At 63.3% G+C, this 18,656-nt stretch carries 15 protein-coding genes; 10 read left to right on the top strand and 5 right to left on the bottom strand.

Features of this window, described 5'->3' with window-relative positions:
- Positions 1–11: 11 nt before the first annotated feature.
- The 10 genes from rlmN (at position 12) to ACM62G_RS06325 (ending at position 10,860) form a co-directional block, all read left to right on the top strand.
- On the top strand, positions 12–1,160 hold the full coding sequence (rlmN, locus tag ACM62G_RS06370; RefSeq protein WP_054061890.1) for a 23S rRNA (adenine(2503)-C(2))-methyltransferase RlmN: 1,149 nt from the start codon (positions 12–14) through the stop codon (positions 1,158–1,160).
- 34 nt (positions 1,161–1,194) lie between these two features.
- Positions 1,195–1,953, top strand: coding sequence for a type IV pilus biogenesis/stability protein PilW (pilW, locus tag ACM62G_RS06365; protein WP_054057271.1), 759 nt, complete (start codon positions 1,195–1,197; stop codon positions 1,951–1,953).
- Positions 1,953–2,957, top strand: coding sequence for a RodZ domain-containing protein (locus ACM62G_RS06360; protein ID WP_419736877.1), 1,005 nt, complete (start codon positions 1,953–1,955; stop codon positions 2,955–2,957). Before pilW ends, ACM62G_RS06360 begins: the two co-directional genes overlap by 1 nt.
- A gap of 3 nt (positions 2,958–2,960) precedes the next feature.
- The gene (gene ispG / locus ACM62G_RS06355) at positions 2,961–4,070 is read left to right on the top strand and encodes a flavodoxin-dependent (E)-4-hydroxy-3-methylbut-2-enyl-diphosphate synthase (protein ID WP_054059232.1); all 1,110 of its coding nucleotides are present in this window, start codon (positions 2,961–2,963) and stop codon (positions 4,068–4,070) included.
- A gap of 22 nt (positions 4,071–4,092) precedes the next feature.
- Positions 4,093–5,382 carry a histidine--tRNA ligase gene (hisS, locus tag ACM62G_RS06350; protein ID WP_054059231.1) on the top strand — a complete coding sequence of 430 codons (1,290 nt, stop codon included), beginning with the start codon at positions 4,093–4,095 and terminating at the stop codon, positions 5,380–5,382.
- A 41-nt stretch (positions 5,383–5,423) separates the two neighbouring features.
- On the top strand, positions 5,424–6,065 hold the full coding sequence (locus ACM62G_RS06345) for a tetratricopeptide repeat protein (RefSeq protein ID WP_017904927.1): 642 nt from the start codon (positions 5,424–5,426) through the stop codon (positions 6,063–6,065).
- Positions 6,058–7,209, top strand: coding sequence for an outer membrane protein assembly factor BamB (gene bamB / locus ACM62G_RS06340; RefSeq protein WP_054061887.1), 1,152 nt, complete (start codon positions 6,058–6,060; stop codon positions 7,207–7,209). Before ACM62G_RS06345 ends, bamB begins: the two co-directional genes overlap by 8 nt.
- A gap of 139 nt (positions 7,210–7,348) precedes the next feature.
- Positions 7,349–8,818 carry a ribosome biogenesis GTPase Der gene (gene der, locus ACM62G_RS06335; protein WP_419736876.1) on the top strand — a complete coding sequence of 490 codons (1,470 nt, stop codon included), beginning with the start codon at positions 7,349–7,351 and terminating at the stop codon, positions 8,816–8,818.
- Between the two features lie 114 nt (positions 8,819–8,932).
- Positions 8,933–10,081: a pyridoxal phosphate-dependent aminotransferase gene (locus ACM62G_RS06330; protein ID WP_054059228.1), complete on the top strand. Its 1,149-nt coding sequence runs from the start codon at positions 8,933–8,935 to the stop codon at positions 10,079–10,081.
- The gene (locus ACM62G_RS06325) at positions 10,069–10,860 is read left to right on the top strand and encodes an amidohydrolase (RefSeq protein WP_273825581.1); all 792 of its coding nucleotides are present in this window, start codon (positions 10,069–10,071) and stop codon (positions 10,858–10,860) included. Before ACM62G_RS06330 ends, ACM62G_RS06325 begins: the two co-directional genes overlap by 13 nt.
- A 199-nt stretch (positions 10,861–11,059) precedes the next feature.
- Here ACM62G_RS06325 and leuA read toward each other — a convergent pair whose 3' ends face one another.
- From leuA to ACM62G_RS06300, 5 genes are all read right to left on the bottom strand, one after another.
- On the bottom strand, positions 11,060–12,742 hold the full coding sequence (gene leuA / locus ACM62G_RS06320) for a 2-isopropylmalate synthase (protein WP_054059226.1): 1,683 nt from the start codon (positions 12,740–12,742) through the stop codon (positions 11,060–11,062).
- 426 nt (positions 12,743–13,168) lie between these two features.
- Complete coding sequence (locus ACM62G_RS06315; RefSeq protein ID WP_419736875.1) at positions 13,169–16,015, bottom strand: valine--tRNA ligase; 2,847 nt, start codon at positions 16,013–16,015, stop codon at positions 13,169–13,171.
- Between the two features lie 79 nt (positions 16,016–16,094).
- Positions 16,095–16,550 (bottom strand): DNA polymerase III subunit chi, encoded by a 456-nt coding sequence (locus tag ACM62G_RS06310; RefSeq protein WP_273826469.1) that lies wholly within the window; start codon positions 16,548–16,550, stop codon positions 16,095–16,097.
- Positions 16,551–16,558: 8 nt separating this feature from the next.
- Positions 16,559–16,987: a DNA polymerase III subunit chi gene (locus ACM62G_RS06305; RefSeq protein WP_054059223.1), complete on the bottom strand. Its 429-nt coding sequence runs from the start codon at positions 16,985–16,987 to the stop codon at positions 16,559–16,561.
- Between the two features lie 57 nt (positions 16,988–17,044).
- Positions 17,045–18,535, bottom strand: a complete 1,491-nt coding sequence (locus tag ACM62G_RS06300; protein ID WP_419736874.1) for a leucyl aminopeptidase — start codon at positions 18,533–18,535, stop codon at positions 17,045–17,047.
- Positions 18,536–18,656 lie beyond the last annotated feature (121 nt).

The raw sequence follows: 18,656 nt of genomic DNA, 5'->3' as shown, positions 1-18,656 counted from the left end.
AAGGTGAATCCATGACTACATCTGCTGTTAAAACCAACCTGCTGGGGCTGACCCAGCCGGAAATGGAGAAATTCTTCGACTCGATCGGGGAGAAGCGTTTCCGTGCCGGTCAGATCATGAAGTGGATTCACCACTTTGGCGTCGACGATTTCGACGCCATGACCAATCTGGGCAAGGCCTTGCGCGAAAAGCTCAAGAATGTTGCCGAGATTCGCGGTCCCGAAGTGGTCAGCGAGGACATTTCCAGCGACGGCACCCGCAAGTGGGTGGTGCGCGTGGCGTCCGGCAGCTGTGTCGAGACCGTCTACATTCCCCAGGGCAAGCGCGGTACCTTGTGCGTTTCGTCCCAGGCCGGCTGTGCCCTGGACTGCAGTTTCTGTTCCACCGGCAAGCAAGGCTTCAACAGCAACCTCACCGCCGCCGAAGTGATCGGCCAGGTGTGGATTGCCAACAAATCCTTCGGCAGCGTCCCGGCGACCATCGACCGCGCCATCACCAACGTGGTGATGATGGGCATGGGCGAGCCGCTGCTGAACTTCGACAACGTCATCGCCGCCATGCACCTGATGATGGACGACCTGGGCTACGGCATCTCCAAGCGCCGCGTGACCCTGTCGACCTCCGGTGTGGTACCGATGATCGATGAGCTGGCCAAGCACATCGACGTGTCCCTGGCGTTGTCCCTGCACGCACCGAACGATGCGCTGCGCAACCAGCTGGTACCGATCAACAAGAAGTACCCGCTCAAGATGCTGCTCGAATCGTGCCGCAACTACATGTCGAGCCTGGGCGAAAAGCGCGTGCTGACGGTCGAGTACACCCTGCTCAAGGATGTCAACGATCAGCCCGAGCACGCGGTCGAGATGATCGAGTTGCTCAGGGACACGCCGTGCAAGATCAACCTGATCCCGTTCAACCCGTTCCCGCACTCCGGTTACGAGCGCCCGAGCAACAACGCGATCCGGCGCTTCCAGGATCTGTTGCACCAGGCCGGCTACAACGTCACCGTGCGTACCACTCGCGGTGAAGACATCGATGCTGCCTGCGGGCAGTTGGTCGGGCAGGTGCTGGATCGCACCCGTCGTAGCGAGCGTTATATCGCGGTGCGCGAACTGAGCGCCGATGCCGATATGCCTCGCAGCGCTTCGAGTCGAACCTGAGCTGATCTTGAGCTGATCTTGAGAGAGGAACTCCATGACCCTGCGCCTAGCGCTCTCCGTACTGTTCGCCGGCCTGCTGGCCGGCTGCGTTTCGACTGGCAATGTCGATCCGATGAGTACCGGCAAGGGGCGTGATGAGGCGCGCATGGCTTATGTCCAACTGGGCATCGGCTATCTGCAGCAGGGCCAGACCGAGCAGGCCAAGGTGCCCCTGAAGAAGGCGCTGGAACTGAACAGCTCCGATGCCGATGCCAACGCTGCCCTGGCGCTGGTGTTCCAGGCCGAGATGGAATGGGACCTGGCCGACCAGCATTTTCGCAAGGCGTTGTCCTCGCGCCCGAACGATGCGCGGATCCTCAACAACTACGGTGGTTTCCTGTACGAGCGCAAGCAGTACAAGCAGGCCTACGAGCGCTTCGAGCAAGCCGCCGCCGACAGCCTTTATCCCGAGCGTTCACGGGTCTACGAGAACCTCGGCCTGACCGCCCTGGCCCTGGGCGATCGGGAGCTGGCACGGCAGAACATGGATAAATCCCTGCGACTCAACCGCCAGCAGCCACGTGCCTTGCTGGAAATGGCTGAGTTGTCTTACGAAGACAGGCATTATGTGCCGGCGCGTGATTATTACGAGCGGTTTAGCCAGCTCAGCGAGCAGAATGCCCGTAGTCTGCTGCTCGGTATCCGCCTGGCGAAGATTTACGAAGATCGCGACAAGGTCGCCAGTTACGGCCTGCAATTAAAACGACTCTATCCCGGTACGCCGGAATATCAGCAATACCTGTCGGAGCAATGATGAAAGCGGCGCATCCAGAAGTTGTAGCAGCCACTCGCGTAAATCCCGGTGAGACCCTGCGTCAGGCCCGCGAAAGCAATGGCTGGACGCTGGCCGAAGTGGCCCTCAAGCTCAACCTGACGAGCACCTCCCTGAGCAACCTGGAGGCCGGTGCCTTCGACAAGTTGCCAGGGCATACCTTTGCCCGGGGTTATATCCGTGCCTACGCCAAGTTGCTGGGCATGGACCAGACCGTTCTGGTCCAGCAGTTCGACCAGTGCACCGGCACCGACTCCCAGGGCAGCAATGTGCATGCCCTGGGTCGCATCGAAGAGCCGGTGCGGGTTTCTCACACCATTTTGCGAATCGTCAGCCTGTTGCTGCTGATTGCCGTGATCGGTGGCGGCTTTGTCTGGTGGCAGGACCAGACCAGCCAGCGCACCAAGGATCAGGCGGCGATCAGCATGGAGCACGTCGAAGTCGAAAGCGCCGACGGCACCACGCAGATTCATCCGATCGACGAGCCGGAAGACCAGGCGGTCGCCCAGAACCAGTCCAGCCCGGAAGCGGAGCCGGCCGCGCCAGCCGCCGAAACCGCGGCTCCAGCGCCGACGGCTCCGGCAGCGCCTGCCACCCAGGCCGTGGTGCCGGTGCCCCATGCGGCGCAATCGCTGGTGGTTGCACCACAGCCGGCGCCGAGCCCGGTGTCGCCGGTGTCGCCGACCGCTCCGGTCAATGGCGCTCCAAGCGCACCGGCCGCCGCGGCCAGTGTGCCGGTGGCCGGCGCCGGGCAGGTTCATGTGACCTTCATCGCCGATTGCTGGACTCAGGTCACCGACGGCGGTGGCAAGGTGCTGTTCAGCGGCCTCAAGCGCAAGGGCGATTCGCTCGAAGTCAGCGGCAAGCCGCCGTTCGCGGTACGCCTGGGCTATGCCAAGGGCGCACAAGTCACCTACAACGGGCAGGCGGTCGATGTCGCCCCGTTCACCAGCGGCGAGACTGCTCGCCTGAAGCTAGGTCAATAAGTCATGCACGGCGAATCCCCAATCAAGCGTCGCGAATCGCGTAAAATCTGGGTCGGCTCGGTGCCGGTGGGCGGTGATGCGCCTATCGCGGTGCAGAGCATGACCAACAGCGACACCAATGACGTGGCTGCCACGGTGGCCCAGATCAACCGTCTGGAAGCGGCGGGCGTCGATATCGTCCGGGTTTCCGTGCCGGACATGGACGCTGCCGAAGCCTTCGGCCGGATCAAGCAGCAGGTCAAGGTGCCGCTGGTTGCCGACATCCACTTCGACTACAAGATCGCCTTGCGGGTGGCCGAGCTGGGGGTGGACTGCCTGCGGATCAACCCGGGCAACATCGGTCGTGAAGACCGGGTGCGTGCGGTGGTCGATGCGGCCCGCGACCGTGGGATCCCGATCCGCATCGGCGTCAATGCCGGTTCGCTGGAAAAGGACCTGCAGAAGAAGTACGGCGAGCCGACCCCGGCGGCGCTGGTAGAGTCCGCGCTGCGCCATGTGGAGCATCTGGAGCGCCTGAACTTCCAGGACTTCAAGGTCAGTGTGAAGGCCTCCGACGTGTTCATGGCGGTGGAAGCCTACCGCCTGTTGGCCAAGGAAATCGTCCAGCCGTTGCACCTGGGCATCACCGAGGCTGGCGGTTTGCGTTCAGGTACGGTGAAATCGGCGGTCGGCCTCGGTATGCTGCTGGCCGAAGGGATTGGCGATACTATTCGCATCTCGTTGGCGGCCGACCCGGTCGAGGAAGTGAAAGTCGGCTACGACATTCTCAAGTCCTTGCACCTGCGGTCCCGTGGGATCAACTTCATCGCCTGCCCGAGCTGCTCGCGGCAGAACTTCGATGTGGTCAAGACCATGAACGAGCTGGAAGGGCGCCTGGAAGACCTGCTGGTGCCGATGGATGTCGCGGTGATCGGCTGTGTGGTGAACGGGCCCGGTGAAGCCAAGGAAGCCCATATCGGCCTGACCGGCGGTACACCGAACCTGATCTATATCGACGGCAAGCCGTCGCAGAAACTGACGAATGACAACCTGGTGGAGGAGCTGGAAAAGCTCATCCGGCAGAAGGCGGCCGAAAAGGTCGAAGCCGACGCGGCCCTCATCGCCCGCGGCTGATCGAAGAATTTAAGGAATATCTGTGAGCAAGTCCCTGCAAGCCATTCGTGGCATGAATGACATCCTGCCCGAGCAGACGGCGCTGTGGCGCTATTTCGAGGGCACCGTCGCCCGTCTGCTGGATAACTACGGTTACAAGCAGATCCGCACGCCGATCGTCGAATTCACCGAGCTGTTCAAGCGCTCTATCGGTGAAGTGACCGACATCGTCGAAAAAGAGATGTACACCTTCGAGGACCGCAACGGCGATTCCCTGACCCTGCGTCCGGAAGGCACCGCGGCCTGCGTGCGTGCGGTGCTGGAGCACGGCATCAGCGGTGGCGGCCAGCAACAGAAGCTGTGGTACATCGGGCCGATGTTCCGCCACGAGCGTCCGCAGAAAGGCCGCTACCGCCAGTTCCACCAGATCGGCTGCGAAGTGTTCAACATCGACGGCCCGGACATCGACGCCGAACTGATCGTGCTGACCTGGCGCCTGTGGGGCCTGCTGGGCATCCGCAACGCGGTCAAGCTGGAACTCAACAGCCTGGGCACCAGCGAATCCCGTGGCCGCTATCGCGAGGCCCTGGTGGAGTACCTGTCCGCGCGCTTCGACCAACTGGACGAAGACAGCCAGCGTCGTCTCAAGACCAACCCGCTGCGCGTGCTCGACACCAAGAACGCCGACACCCAGGCCGTGCTGGTGGATGCGCCGAAGCTGGCCGACTACCTCGACGAAGAGTCGCGCCTACACTTCGAGGGCCTCAAGGCCCGCCTCGATGCGGCCGGCATCCCCTACGTGATCAACCCCAAGCTGGTCCGTGGCCTGGATTACTACAGCAAGACCGTGTTCGAGTGGGTCACCGACCAACTGGGTGCCCAGGGCACTGTCTGTGCCGGCGGCCGCTACGACGGCCTGGTCGAGCAGATGGGCGGCAAGCCGACCCCGGGCGTCGGTTTCGCCATGGGTATCGAACGCCTGATCCTGCTGCTGGAAACCCTGGAGCAGGTGCCTGAAGAGATTTCCCGCCAGGTCGACGTGTACCTGTGCGCCTTCGGCGAGGCCGCCGAGCTGGCGGCACTGGCCCTGAGCGAGAAGGTCCGCGACCGGTTGCCGAACCTGCGTTTGCAGATCAATGCCGGTGCCGGTAGCTTCAAGAGCCAGTTCAAGAAAGCTGACAAGAGTGGTGCGCTGTACGCCTTGATCCTCGGAGACGACGAATTGGCTCAGCAAGTGGTAGGTTTCAAACCCCTGCGTGGCCAGGGCGAGCAACAAAGCATTGCCTGGGATGCTCTTTCCGAGCACTTGTCCACCTGCGTCGTGCAGGGTTGAAGCTGTTAGAACAGCCGATTTAGAGAATAAGGAGTATTGGGGTGTCGAGTTCCGAAGAAGATCACGTAGCCGAGTTGAAGGAATGGTGGCAGCGCAACGGCAAACCCCTGGTCACCGGTGGCCTGCTGGCGCTGGTGGTGGTGTTCGGCTGGCAGGCCTGGCACAAGTACCAGAACAACCAGTCGCAAGGTGCCTCGGTGCTCTACCAGGAACTGCTGGAAAGCACCCTGACACCGGACGGCAAGCCTGATCCGGCGCGCGTCGCCGACCTGGCCGGCAAGCTCAATACCCAGTATGGCGGCAGTGCCTACGCGCAATACGGCAGCCTGTTCGTCGCCAAGGTCGCGGTCGACACCGGCAAGCTGGACGATGCCGCCACCGAGCTCAAGGCCGTGGTCGACAAGCCGGTCAATGCCACCCTGGGCGAAGTCGCGCGTCAGCGTCTGGCCCAGGTGCTGGCTGCCCAGAACAAGGCCGACGAGGCACTCAAGCTGCTCGACGGCGATACCGACAAGGCGTTCCTGGCCAGTCGCGAAGAACTCAAGGGGGACCTGCTGGTTCAACTGGGTCGTAACGATGAAGCCCATGCTGCGTACCAAAAGGCCAAGGCGGCGCTTTCCGATGAAGCGGCGGTCGGTGGCTTACAAATCAAGCTCGACGACCTGGCCAAAGGGGATGCGTGACGTGATCCGTTGGAAACATGCAGCATTGCTGGCCCTGGCCATTCTGGCCGCGGGTTGCAGCAGCAACAGCAAGAAAGAATTGCCGCCGGCCGAGCTGACTTCCTTCAAGGAAGAAGTGGTTCTGCAGAAGCAGTGGAGCCGCTCCATTGGCGATGGCCAGGGCAAGATCTACAACCTGCTGGTTCCAGCGGTTGACGGTGACACCCTCTACGCGGCTGATGACAGCGGCGTCGTGGTGGCCATGGACCGCATGAACGGCGACGTGAAGTGGAAGAAGGACCTGGAGCTGCCGGTTTCCGGTGGTGTCGGCGTCGGCTACGGCCTGGTGCTGCTGGGTACCCTCAAGGGCGAAGTCATTGCCCTGGATTCCGGCAGCGGCGAAGAAAAATGGCGCTCCCGCGTCACCAGCGAGGTGCTGGCTCCGCCGGCAACCAACGGCGACGTGGTGGTGGTGCAGACCCAGGATGACCGCGTGATCGGTCTCGACGCCTCCACCGGCAACCAGCGCTGGCTGTACGACAGCTCGCCGGCAGTACTGACCCTGCGGGGCACTGGTGCACCGCTGGTGACCAACCACCTGGCGGTGGCTGGCCTGTCGACCGGCAAGGTCGTCGCGCTGGATACCCAGAACGGCGTGCCGGCCTGGGAAACCCGGGTGGCGATTCCACAGGGTCGTTCGGAACTGGAGCGTGTGGTCGACATCGACGGTGGCCTGCTGTTGTCCGGCGGCACCCTGTATGTCGCCAGCTACCAGGGCCGCATGGCCGCACTGGACCTGGAAAGCGGCCGGATCCTCTGGCAGCGTGATGCCTCCAGCTACGCCGGTGTCGCCCAGGGCTTCGGCAGCGTTTACGTCGCCCTGGCCTCGGGCACCGTCGAAGGTGTCGACGAGCGTTCCACTACCGCGATCTGGAGCAACGACTCCCTGGCCCGCCGTCAACTGTCGGCACCGGAAGTGTTTTCCAGCTATGTGGCGGTCGGCGACTTCGAAGGCTACCTGCACCTGCTGAGCCAGGTGGACGGTCGTTTCGTCGGTCGCGAGCGTATCGACAGCGATGGCCTGCGGGTTCGTCCGCTGGTGGTGGGTGACATGATTTATGTGTATGGCAACAGCGGCAAACTGGAAGCCCTGACCATCAAGTAAGGCTTTGACTATGCTTGGGGGAATCCCCAAGCGGCCTCGCTCTGCGAGGTTTGCGGCACCTTCCGGCGCCGCCCCCGAGCACCAGCCGCTGCCACGCAGCGGCTTTTGTATTTTCTGAAATAACGAAGTGGAGAGCCGCATGGTTCCCGTAATCGCCCTGGTGGGCCGACCGAACGTCGGCAAGTCCACCCTGTTCAATCGCCTGACCCGCAGTCGCGACGCCATCGTCGGCGACCTGTCCGGTCTGACCCGTGATCGCCAGTACGGTGAGGCTAAGTGGCAGGGGCGTTCCTATATTGTGATCGACACCGGCGGTATCTCCGGCGACGAGCACGGCATGGACGAGAAGATGGCCGAGCAGTCGCTGCTGGCCATTGAAGAAGCCGATGTCGTGCTGTTCCTGGTGGATGCCAAGGCCGGCTACACCGCTGCCGACCAGATGATCGGCGAGCACCTGCGCAAGCGCAACAAGCGTTCCTACGTGGTCGCCAACAAGATCGACAACATCGATCCGGATATGGCACGTGCCGAGTTCAGCCCCATGGGCCTGGGCGACGCGCTGCCGATCGCCGGCGCGCACGGTCGTGGTATCAACCAGATGCTGGAAATCGTCCTGGGTGACTTCCCTCGGGACGAGGCGGAACCTGAAGAAGGCGGGGCCGAAGAGGTTGCCGAAGGCGAGGAGGCCACGCGCATTCCGGGCCCGAGCGAGAAGGATGGCATCAAGATCGCCATCATCGGTCGGCCGAACGTCGGCAAGTCGACCCTGGTCAACCGTATGCTCGGCGAGGACCGGGTGATCGTCTATGACCAGCCAGGTACCACCCGTGACAGTATCTACATCCCGTTCGAGCGCAACGACGAGAAGTACACGCTGATCGACACCGCCGGTGTGCGCAAGCGCGGCAAGATCCACGAGGAAGTCGAAAAGTTCTCGGTGGTGAAGACCCTGCAGGCGATCAAGGACGCCAACGTGGTGATCTTCGTGATGGACGCCCGCGAAGGGGTGGTCGACCACGACCTGAACCTGCTCGGCTTCGCCCTGGAAGCCGGTCGCGCGCTGGTCATCGCCCTGAACAAGTGGGACGGCATGACCCCGGGCGAGCGTGACTACGTGAAGACCGAGCTGGAGCGCCGGCTGTTCTTCGTCGACTTCGCCGACATCCACTTCATCTCGGCGCTGCACGGCACCGGCGTGGGCAACCTGTACCAGTCGGTGCAGAACTCGTTCAAGTCGGCGGTGACCCGCTGGCCGACCAGCCGCCTGACCCAGATCCTCGAGGACGCGGTGTCCGAACACGCGCCACCGATGGTCAACAACCGCCGGATCAAGCTGCGCTATGCCCACCTCGGTGGTGCCAACCCGCCGCTGATCGTGATCCACGGCAACCAGGTGGAGAAGGTCCCGAACTCCTATGTGCGGTACCTGGAAAACACCTATCGCCGTGTGCTGAAACTGGTGGGGACGCCGATCCGTATCGAGTTCAAGGGCGGCGAGAACCCGTTCGAAGGCAAGAAGAACACGCTGACCGACCGTCAGGTCAACAAGAAGCGTCGCCTCATGTCGCACCACAAGAAAGCCGAGAAGAAGCGCCGCGACAAGCGCTGATCCCGGACTCGGAAGAGGGCGCCCATGGCGCCCTTTTTCATGCCTGGTGGATACGTTATCCTCGAACCCTCCCGTGCCGTGTAGAGCCGGATGTTCAGCAGGGAAAACGGCCCCATGATCACCAGCAAGTTGCCGAATGTCGGCACCACCATCTTTACCCGGATGTCCCAGCTCGCCGCGGAAACCGGCGCACTGAACCTGTCCCAGGGCTTCCCTGATTTCGATGGCCCGCAAGCCTTGCGCGATGCAGTGGCCCGGCACATTGCCAGCGGCCATAACCAGTATGCGCCGATGACCGGCCTGCCGGCCCTGCGCCAGCAGGTGGCGGCGAAGATCTTCAGCAGCTATGGCGTCCATGTGAACGCCGATGCGGAAGTGACGATCACTCCCGGGGCGACCCAGGGTATCTTCTGTGCGATCCAGGCGGTGATTCGGCCGGGCGATGAGGTCATCGTCTTCGACCCCTGCTACGACAGCTACGAGCCCTCGGTGGAACTGGCCGGCGGGCGCTGCATCCACGTGCAACTGAGCCTCGACGACTTCGCCATCGATTGGCAGAAACTCGAGGATGCGCTCAGTCCGCGGACCCGGATGATCATTCTCAATACGCCGCACAACCCCAGTGGTGCGCTGATCAGTCATGCCGAACTGGACCAGTTGGCGACGCTGATCGCCGATCGGGACATCTACCTGATCAGCGACGAGGTCTATGAGCACCTGGTCTACGACGATGTGCCGCATGCCAGTGTGCTGGCCCATGAGGCACTCTATCAGCGTGCGTTCGTCGTCAGTTCGTTCGGCAAGACCTACCACGTCACCGGCTGGAAGACCGGCTACGTGATCGCGCCGCCGGCCCTGAGTGCCGAATTGCGCAAGGTGCACCAGTACGTCAGCTTTTGCGGCGTGACTCCGTTGCAGTACGCCCTGGCCGACTATATGGAAGAAGACCCCGGCCATGTGCAGCGCCTGCCGGCGTTCTACCAGCAAAAGCGCGACCTGTTCTGCGACCTGCTCAGCCAGTCGCGTTTCAGCTTCAGGCGTGTGGCGGGTACCTATTTCCAGCTGGTCGATTACTCGCAGATCCGCCCGGACCTGAACGACGTCGACATGGCGATGTGGATGACCCGCGAGCATGGCGTGGCGGCGATCCCGGTATCGGTGTTCTACCAGACACCGCCCGAGGGCCAGCGGCTGGTTCGCCTGTGTTTTGCCAAGCGCGAGGAGACGTTGCGTGAAGCGGCGGAGAAATTATGCGTGATCTGAGTACGTTGCCCGATCTGAAGCTGGCCCTGGTACAGACGTCCCTGGCCTGGCATGACCGACAGGCCAACCTGGAGCATTTCGAGGTGCTGCTGGAGCAGGCCCGCGGCGCCGACCTGATCATCCTGCCGGAAATGTTCACCACCGGTTTCTCCATGGAGTCCAGGACCCTGGCTGAGCCGGAGAATGGCCCCACCACCCAGTGGCTGCGTCGCCAGGCGAAAAAGCTCGATGCGGTGGTCACCGGCAGCGTGATCGTGCATGCCGCCGATGGCAGCCATCGCAACCGGCTGCTGTGGGCGCGGCCGGATGGCGAGGTCTGGCACTACGACAAGCGCCACCTGTTTCGCATGGCGGGCGAGCACAACCACTACACCCCTGGCGAGCGCCAGGTGCAGTTCGAACTCAACGGGTGGCGGGTGCGCCCGCTGATCTGCTACGACCTGCGTTTCCCGGTGTGGAGTCGGGATGCCCATGACACCGATCTGCTGCTTTATACCGCGAACTGGCCGGGCGCCCGACGTCTGCACTGGAATCGCCTGTTGCCGGCCCGGGCGATCGAGAACCTCTGCTATGTAGCGGCGGTGAACCGGGTCGGGACCGATGGCAAGGGCTTTTCGTACACCGGCGACAGCCAGGTGCTGGATTTCCAGGGCGAGTCGTTGCTGGGGGCGGGGGAGGCCGATGGCGTGTTCCAGGTCAGCCTGAGTGCCGCCGAGTTGGCGGCCTATCGCGAGCGGTTTCCGGCCAATCTGGATGCCGACAGCTTCGAGTTCACCTGATTCGGTGGTCGGCAGGCTGGCCCTTTCGCGGGCAAGCCGCGCTCCTACAGAGGCGGGGTTGTACGGAAAATTTGCCTACACACCGCCCTGTAGGAGCGTGGCTTGCCCGCGAAAGGGCCCTTTGACTCGACAAAAATCCCACCCTGAAAAAAGGCCCCGAAGGTTTTCACCCCGGGGCCTCTTTCACTACGGCGTACGCTTACGCGGCCTTGCTCGCGGTCGACTGGCTCAGCGAGCGGTTCAGGGCGCTGAACACCGCCTTGAAGCTGGCCGTGGTGATGTTTTCATCGATACCCACGCCGTGCACCGCACGTTCACCGTTCACGCGCAGCTCGATGTAGGCCGCGGCCTTGGCGTTGGTGCCCGCGCCGATGGCGTGCTCGTTGTAGTCCATGATCTCCACTGGAACCGGCAGGCCGGCCACCAGCGCTTCCAGGGCGCCATTGCCCTTGCCGCGCCAGTGCAGATTGGTCTCGCCCTGGCCCTTGCTCGCCACTTCGACTTCGACGCTGCTGTTGCCGTTCTCTTCCTGCAGGCGATGGCTGACCAGCGCATACGGGGTGTTGGCCTGCAGGTACTCGCTGTGGAGCAGGGCGTGGATCTGCTGGGCGGTCATTTCCAGGCCCAGGCGATCGGTTTCGCGCTGTACCACCTGGCTGAATTCGATCTGCATGCGACGTGGCAGGCTGATGCCGTACTCCTGCTCCAGCAGGTAGGCGATACCGCCCTTGCCCGACTGGCTGTTGACGCGGATCACCGCCTCGTAGCTGCGGCCGATGTCGGCCGGGTCGATCGGCAGGTACGGTACTTCCCACAGGGCGTCCGCCTGCTGCTGGGCGAAGCCCTTGCGGATCGCATCCTGGTGCGAGCCGGAGAACGCGGTGTGAACCAGGTCGCCGACATAGGGATGACGTGGGTGCACCGGAATCTGGTTGCACTCCTCGACCACCTTGCGCACGCCGTCGATGTCGGAGAAATCCAGTTGCGGGTCGAGACCCTGGGTGTACATGTTCAGGGCCACGGTCACCAGATCGACGTTACCGGTACGCTCGCCGTTGCCGAACAGGCAGCCTTCGACACGGTCGGCGCCGGCCATCAGGCCCAGCTCGGTGGCGGCTACGCCGGTGCCACGGTCGTTGTGGGTGTGCAGGCTGATGATCACGCTGTCACGACGGTTGATGTTGCGGTGGAACCACTCGATCTGGTCGGCGTAGACGTTCGGCGTGGCCACTTCGACGGTGGCGGGCAGGTTGAGGATCACCTTGTTCTCGGGGGTCGCGTTCCACACCTCGACCACGGCGTCGCAGACTTCCTTGGCGAACTCCAGCTCGGTGGCGCTGAAGGTTTCCGGGGAGTATTCGAACTGCCACTGGGTTTCCGGCTGCTGGGCGGCGTACTTGACGAACAGTTTGGCCGCGTTCACCGCGATATCCTTCACGCCCTGCTTGTCCTGGTTGAAGACGATGCGGCGGAACGACGGGCTGGTGGCGTTGTACAGGTGCACGATGGCCTTCTTGGCGCCGCGCAGGGATTCGAAGGTGCGGGCGATCAGGTCTTCACGGGCCTGGGTGAGCACCTGGATGGTAGTGTCGTCCGGGATATGGCCGTCTTCGATCAGGGTACGCACGAAGTCAAAGTCGGTCTGCGAGGCGGCCGGGAAGGACGCCTCGATTTCCTTGACGCCGACGCTGACCAGGGTTTTCCAGAAACGCAGTTTTTTCGCCGAGTCCATCGGCTCGATCAGCGACTGGTTGCCGTCGCGCAGGTCGGAACTGCACCAGATCGGCGCGGCAGTGATGGTTTTCGACGGCCAGGTGCGGTCAGGGAGGTTGATCACCGGGAATGGACGGTATTTCGAAGACGGGTCTTTGAGCATGCTCATGGGGAATTCCTTGTTTGTCAGGGCCGAAAAGAGGCGGCCAGCCGGTGTAGCGTTGTCAGGAAAAAGCCTGGGGATGAGGCACCGCGATTCAGCCCGGCAGTCGTGCGCTGACGAGGCAGAGACTGCGGTGTTGACGACGCTGAATGAGGGTATGGGACGTTTTCATGCTTGCAACCCTAACCAGTGGGGTGAAAGATGGCAAGCCTGTAGAAAAATTTGAGAGGAATACTCGATAAAATGGCTTTTTCGAGATTTTATTCTGCTTCGGGCGCGGAAAGTCTAGAACAATTGCGCACTATTTTGGACCGGCGCAATCCTTCTCGCCACCTTGTACGGCCTTGAAGGCGCTCCGCCGTGTGCTGCGCGAGGGACAGCGCAGACAAAAAAGGAGGCCCGAAGGCCTCCCTTTTCCATTGCCCGACACCCTTACAGGCTGGAGATCCGGGCGTGCTGCTCGGCCAGCTTGCCCAGGGCCTGTTCGGCTTCGGCGAGCTTGGCGCGCTCCTTCTCGATGACTTCAGCCGGAGCCTTGTCGACGAATGCGGCGTTGGACAGCTTGCCGCCGACGCGCTGGACTTCGCCCTGCAGGCGCTGGATTTCCTTGTCCAGGCGAGCCAGTTCGGCGCCCTTGTCGATCAGTCCAGCCATGGGCACCAGCACTTCCATCTCGCCGACCAGGGCGGTGGCGGACAGTGGGGCTTCTTCGCCGGCGGCCAGCACGGTGATCGATTCGAGCTTGGCCAGCTTCTTCAGCAGTGCCTCGTTTTCCTTCAGGCGACGCTGGTCTTCGGCACCGGCGTTGTTGAGGAACAGTGCCAGCGGCTTGCCCGGACCGATGTTCATTTCGGCACGGATGTTGCGCACGCCGAGCATGAGGCCCTTGAGCCATTCGATATCGCCTTCGGCCGCCTGGTCGATGCGCTCCTCGTTCGCCACCGGCCACGGTTGCAGCATGATGGTCTTGCCTTCGGCACCGACCAGCGGCGCCAGGCGCTGCCAGATTTCCTCGGTGATGAACGGCATGAACGGGTGCGCCAGGCGCAGGGCCACTTCCAGTACGCGCACCAGGGTGCGACGGGTGCCGCGCTGGCGCTCGACCGGCGCATTCTCGTCCCACAGCACCGGCTTGGACAGTTCCAGGTACCAGTCGCAGTACTGGTTCCAGATGAACTCGTAGAGCGCCTGGGCGGCCAGGTCGAAACGGAACTGGTCGAGCTGGCGGGTCACTTCGGCTTCGGTACGCTGCAGTTGCGAGATGATCCAGCGATCAGCCAGCGACAGCTCGTAGGCCTCGCCGTTCTGGCCGCAGTCCTCGCCCTTGTCGAGCACGTAGCGGGCGGCGTTCCAGATCTTGTTGCAGAAGTTGCGGTAGCCTTCGACGCGGCCCATGTCGAACTTGATGTCGCGACCGGTGGACGCCAGCGAGCAGAAGGTGAAACGCAGGGCGTCGGTGCCATAGCTGGCGATGCCCTCGGCGAACTCGGCGCGGGTCTGCTTCTCGATGGCTTTCTGCAGCTTGGGCTGCATCAGGCCGGTGGTGCGCTTCTGCACCAGCGCCTCGAGCTCGATACCGTCGATGATGTCCAGCGGGTCGAGAACGTTGCCCTTGGACTTGGACATCTTCTGGCCCTGGCCGTCGCGCACCAGGCCGTGGACGTAGACGGTCTTGAACGGAACCTGCGGGGTGCCGTCCTCGTTCTTCACCAGGTGCATGGTCAGCATGATCATCCGGGCGACCCAGAAGAAAATGATGTCGAAGCCGGTCACCAGCACGTCGGTGGGGTGGAAGGTCTTGAGGAACTCGGTCTGCTCCGGCCAGCCCAGGGTGGAGAAGGTCCACAGGCCCGAACTGAACCAGGTGTCGAGAACGTCGTTGTCCTGCTGCAGGGCGATGTCCGCGCCGAGGTTGTGCTTGGCACGCACTTCGGCTTCGTCGCGGCCGACATAGACCTTGCCCGACTCGTCGTACCAGGCCGGAATCCGGTGGCCCCACCACAGCTGGCGGCTGATGCACCAGTCCTGGATATCGCGCATCCAGGAGAAGTACATGTTTTCGTACTGCTTGGGCACGAAGGCGATGCGGCCGTCCTCCACGGCGGCAATGGCCGGTTCGGCCAGCGGCTTGGTCGACACGTACCATTGGTCGGTCAGCCAGGGCTCGATGACGGTGCCGGAACGGTCGCCCTTCGGCACCTTCAGGGCGTGATCGTCGACGCTGACCAGGAGGCCCGCGGCGTCGAAGTCGGCGACGATCTGCTTGCGCGCCTCGAAGCGGTCGAGGCCGACGTATTGCGCCGGGATCTTGCCGTCGATGCTTTCGTTCAGCGTGCCGTCGAGGTTGAACACCTGGCAGGCCGGCAGGACGCTGGCGTTCTTGTCGAAGATGTTCAGCAGCGGCAGGTTGTGGCGCTTGCCGACTTCATAGTCGTTGAAGTCGTGGGCCGGGGTGATCTTCACGCAACCGGTGCCGAATTCGGGGTCGCAGTAGTCGTCGGCGATGATCGGGATGCGACGGCCAACCAGTGGCAGCTCGACGAATTTGCCGATCAGGGCCTTGTAGCGCTCGTCGTTCGGGTTCACCGCAACGGCGGAGTCGCCGAGCATGGTTTCCGGGCGGGTGGTGGCGACGATCAGGTGGTCCAGGCCTTCGGCGGTACGGGCTCCGTCAGCCAGCGGGTAGCGCAGGTTCCACAGGAAACCCTTCTCGTCGTGGTTTTCCACCTCGAGGTCGGAAATGGCCGTGTGCAGCTTGGTGTCCCAGTTGACCAGGCGCTTGCCGCGGTAGATCAGGCCATCCTCGTGCAGGCGGACGAAGGCTTCCTTGACCGCCTCGGAGAGACCGTCATCCATGGTGAAGCGCTCGCGGCTCCAGTCCACCGACGAACCCAGGCGCCGGATCTGCCGGCTGATGTTGCCGCCGGACTGCTCCTTCCATTCCCAGACCTTCTCCAGGAACTTCTCGCGCCCCAGGTCGTGGCGGTTCTGGCCCTGGGCTTCGAGCTGGCGCTCCACCAGCATCTGGGTGGCGATACCCGCGTGGTCGGTGCCCGGCTGCCACAGGGTGTTGCGGCCCTGCATGCGGCGGAAACGGATCAGCGCGTCCATGATCGCATTGTTGAAGCCGTGGCCCATGTGCAGGCTGCCGGTGACGTTCGGCGGCGGGATCATGATGGTGTAGGAGTCACCCGCGCCCTGCGGGGCGAAGTAGTTCTCGGACTCCCAGGTCTGGTACCAGGAAGTTTCAATGGCGTGCGGCTGGTAGGTCTTATCCATGCGCGGCGGGACCCTTAGGCATTAATTCAGGAAAGCCGGCAAGTATAACGGGGATATGGCGCGGGGCGTAGACCTCATTTCAGGAAGGGTACTGGCTGAGCAGGCGCTCCATCCGGGCGTCCAGGCGGCGCTTGATCTCGGCCTCGATATGCGGCGCAAAATCGTCGATCACATCCTGCATGATCAGTTGTGCGGCGGCACGCAGTTCGCTGTCCAGATGCAGCAGGGCATCCTGGTTCCTGCCACGGGCAGGTTCGGCGGCGGGAGCGGCGGTCGCCGGCTCGGGCGTCGGTGCAGGCTGGGTGACGGCCGGTCTGTCGGCTTCGATTGGAGCCTCTACCCTGGCGGCCTCGACCTGAACTTCGGTCCTGGTCTTGCTGCCTACCATGTCGAACAGCAGCGGAATCTGCCCTTCGGCAGGGACGGTTTCGGTCAGCAGCGGCGGTTGCAGGGTTTCGTCACCCAGCAGCTTGCGGATCGACTCGAGCTCGTCCAGCAGGGGAGCGGCCTTTTGTGATTGTTTTGGAGTGTCCATCGGATTGCTCAAAGTCGCTGTAGACGGTGATCTTGCAGAGGATAGCCCTGTTCGCGGTAGAAGCGGAAACTCTCCCGCGCCGCCTGGCGGATGGTCGGATCTTCCACCACCACTTCCGCGATGCGGGCAAACCGCGAGGCGAACGGCGGGACCCGCTTGTCCAGGTTGACCAGCAGGTCCTGGTGAGGGCCGGGATCGTCTCCCAGCCCCAGCACGACGCTGCCTTGCGGCTCGCTTTCGGCGGGGCCGTGAGGCACGAAGCTTTCGCCCTTGAAACGCCACAGCCGGGCGTCGAGCTCCTCGCGCTGCGCGGCATCGCTGCAATGCAGGTAGATCCGGTGGCCCAGGCGCCAGGCCTTTTCGGTCAGCTTGCAGGCAAAATCCAGGCGCGCCATGGGATCCGCGCTGGGAAGGATATAGAAGTCGACTTGGGTCATGGGGAATTCCGCGGGCCGGGCGGCGGCGTTGACGGACGCCGCCCGGCAGGCTCAGGGTCAGGCCTTGGCACGGTCCAGCAGGTATTGGGTCAGCAGCGGAACCGGACGACCGGTGGCGCCCTTGTCCTTGCCTCCGCTGATCCAGGCAGTGCCGGCGATGTCCAGGTGGGCCCAGTTGAGGTTCTTGGTGAAGCGCGACAGGAAGCAGGCGGCAGTGATGGTGCCGGCCTTCGGTCCGCCGATATTGGCAATGTCGGCGAACGGGCTGTCCAGCTGCTCCTGATATTCGTCGAACAGCGGCAGTTGCCAGGCGCGGTCATCGGCCTGGCGGCCGGCGCTCAGCAGTTGCTCGATCAGTTCGTCGTTGTTGCCCAGCAGGCCCGAGGTGTGCGAGCCGAGGGCGACGATGCAGGCGCCGGTCAGGGTGGCGATGTCGATCACCGCCTGCGGCTTGAAGCGCTCGGAGTAGGTCAGGGCATCGCACAGCACCAGGCGGCCTTCGGCGTCGGTGTTGAGGATCTCCACGGTCTGGCCGCTGAGGGTGGTGACGATGTCGCCCGGACGGGTCGCGCCGCCGCTCGGCATGTTCTCGGCGCAGGCCAGGATGCACACCAGGTTGATCGGCAGCTTGAGTTCCAGCACGGCCTTCAGGGTGCCGAAGACGCTGGCGGCACCGCCCATGTCGAACTTCATCTCATCCATGCCGGCGCCCGGTTTCAGGCTGATGCCGCCGGTGTCGAAGGTGATGCCCTTGCCGACCAGGGCGAATGGCTTCTCGGATTTCTTGCCGCCGTGGTACTGCATGACGATCAGGCGGGGTGGCTGGTCGCTGCCCTGGCCGACCGCATAGAACGAACCCATGCCCATTTCCTTGATCTTCTTCTCGTCGAAGATCTCCACCTTCAGGCCCTTGTGGGCCTTGCCCAGGCTCTTGGCCTGTTCGGCGAGGTAGCTCGGGTGGCAGACGTTCGGTGGCGCGTTGCCCAGGTCGCGGGTGAAGGCCATGCCGCTGGCGATGGCCTTGGCATGGGTCACGGCGCGCTCGACTTCGGCCTGGGCGGCCTTGATGGTGACCAGGGTGATTTTCTTCAGGGCGCGCGGTTCGGCCTTCTGGCTCTTGTAGGCGTCGAAACTGTACTCGCCATCGAGCAGGCTTTCGGCCAGCAGGCGGGTCTTGCCGTAGCTGTCGCGACCCTTGACCACCACTTCGTCGAGCGCGAGCACGGCGTCGCTGCCGCCCAGGCCCTTGAGGGCACCGAGGATGCTGGAGACGATCTTGCGGAACGGCCGGTCGCCCAGTTCGGCGTCCTTGCCCACGCCCACCAGCAGTACGCGGTCTGCCTTAAGGTTCGGCAGGCTCTGCAGCAGCAGGCTCTGGCCGACCTTGCCGGCCAGGTCGCCGCGCTTGAGGATGGCAGCGATGGCGCCACCCGCCAGTTCGTCGAGCTTCTGTGCGACAGGGCCGAGCTTGCGGCCTTCGCCGACGGCGACTACCAGGGTGGCGGTCTTCAACGTTTCCGGGCTAACGCTTTTTACAACCAGTTCCATGTCTGGGTCCCTGAATATAAGGTCAGTTGGCGCACAGCGGGGCTCTGCGCTGGGTGGCTTGGCGACACTGTGGCGCGCAAGCGACAAAGGCGGCAGTTTGAACCTCGCCGACCGCTGCTGA

Source organism: Pseudomonas sp. COR18 (assembly GCF_048568395.1).
GTDB lineage: Bacteria > Pseudomonadota > Gammaproteobacteria > Pseudomonadales > Pseudomonadaceae > Aquipseudomonas > Aquipseudomonas fuscovaginae_B.
Note: the sequence above shows the minus strand (reverse complement) of the source record. Positions and strands in the feature narration are given on the sequence as shown.

Excerpts from the sequence above, each read along its gene's own strand:
- ACM62G_RS06305 (WP_054059223.1), bottom strand. The coding sequence starts at position 16,987 with ATGACCCAAGTCGACTTCTATATCCTTCCCAGCGCGGATCCCATGGCG.
- ispG (WP_054059232.1), top strand. The coding sequence starts at position 2,961 with ATGCACGGCGAATCCCCAATCAAGCGTCGCGAATCGCGTAAAATCTGG.
- ACM62G_RS06330 (WP_054059228.1), top strand. The coding sequence starts at position 8,933 with ATGATCACCAGCAAGTTGCCGAATGTCGGCACCACCATCTTTACCCGG.
- ACM62G_RS06360 (WP_419736877.1), top strand. The coding sequence starts at position 1,953 with ATGAAAGCGGCGCATCCAGAAGTTGTAGCAGCCACTCGCGTAAATCCC.
- rlmN (WP_054061890.1), top strand. The coding sequence starts at position 12 with ATGACTACATCTGCTGTTAAAACCAACCTGCTGGGGCTGACCCAGCCG.
- ACM62G_RS06315 (WP_419736875.1), bottom strand. The coding sequence starts at position 16,015 with ATGGATAAGACCTACCAGCCGCACGCCATTGAAACTTCCTGGTACCAG.
- ACM62G_RS06300 (WP_419736874.1), bottom strand. The coding sequence starts at position 18,535 with ATGGAACTGGTTGTAAAAAGCGTTAGCCCGGAAACGTTGAAGACCGCC.
- der (WP_419736876.1), top strand. The coding sequence starts at position 7,349 with ATGGTTCCCGTAATCGCCCTGGTGGGCCGACCGAACGTCGGCAAGTCC.
- ACM62G_RS06325 (WP_273825581.1), top strand. The coding sequence starts at position 10,069 with ATGCGTGATCTGAGTACGTTGCCCGATCTGAAGCTGGCCCTGGTACAG.
- pilW (WP_054057271.1), top strand. The coding sequence starts at position 1,195 with ATGACCCTGCGCCTAGCGCTCTCCGTACTGTTCGCCGGCCTGCTGGCC.
- leuA (WP_054059226.1), bottom strand. The coding sequence starts at position 12,742 with ATGAGCATGCTCAAAGACCCGTCTTCGAAATACCGTCCATTCCCGGTG.
- bamB (WP_054061887.1), top strand. The coding sequence starts at position 6,058 with ATGCGTGACGTGATCCGTTGGAAACATGCAGCATTGCTGGCCCTGGCC.
- ACM62G_RS06310 (WP_273826469.1), bottom strand. The coding sequence starts at position 16,550 with ATGGACACTCCAAAACAATCACAAAAGGCCGCTCCCCTGCTGGACGAG.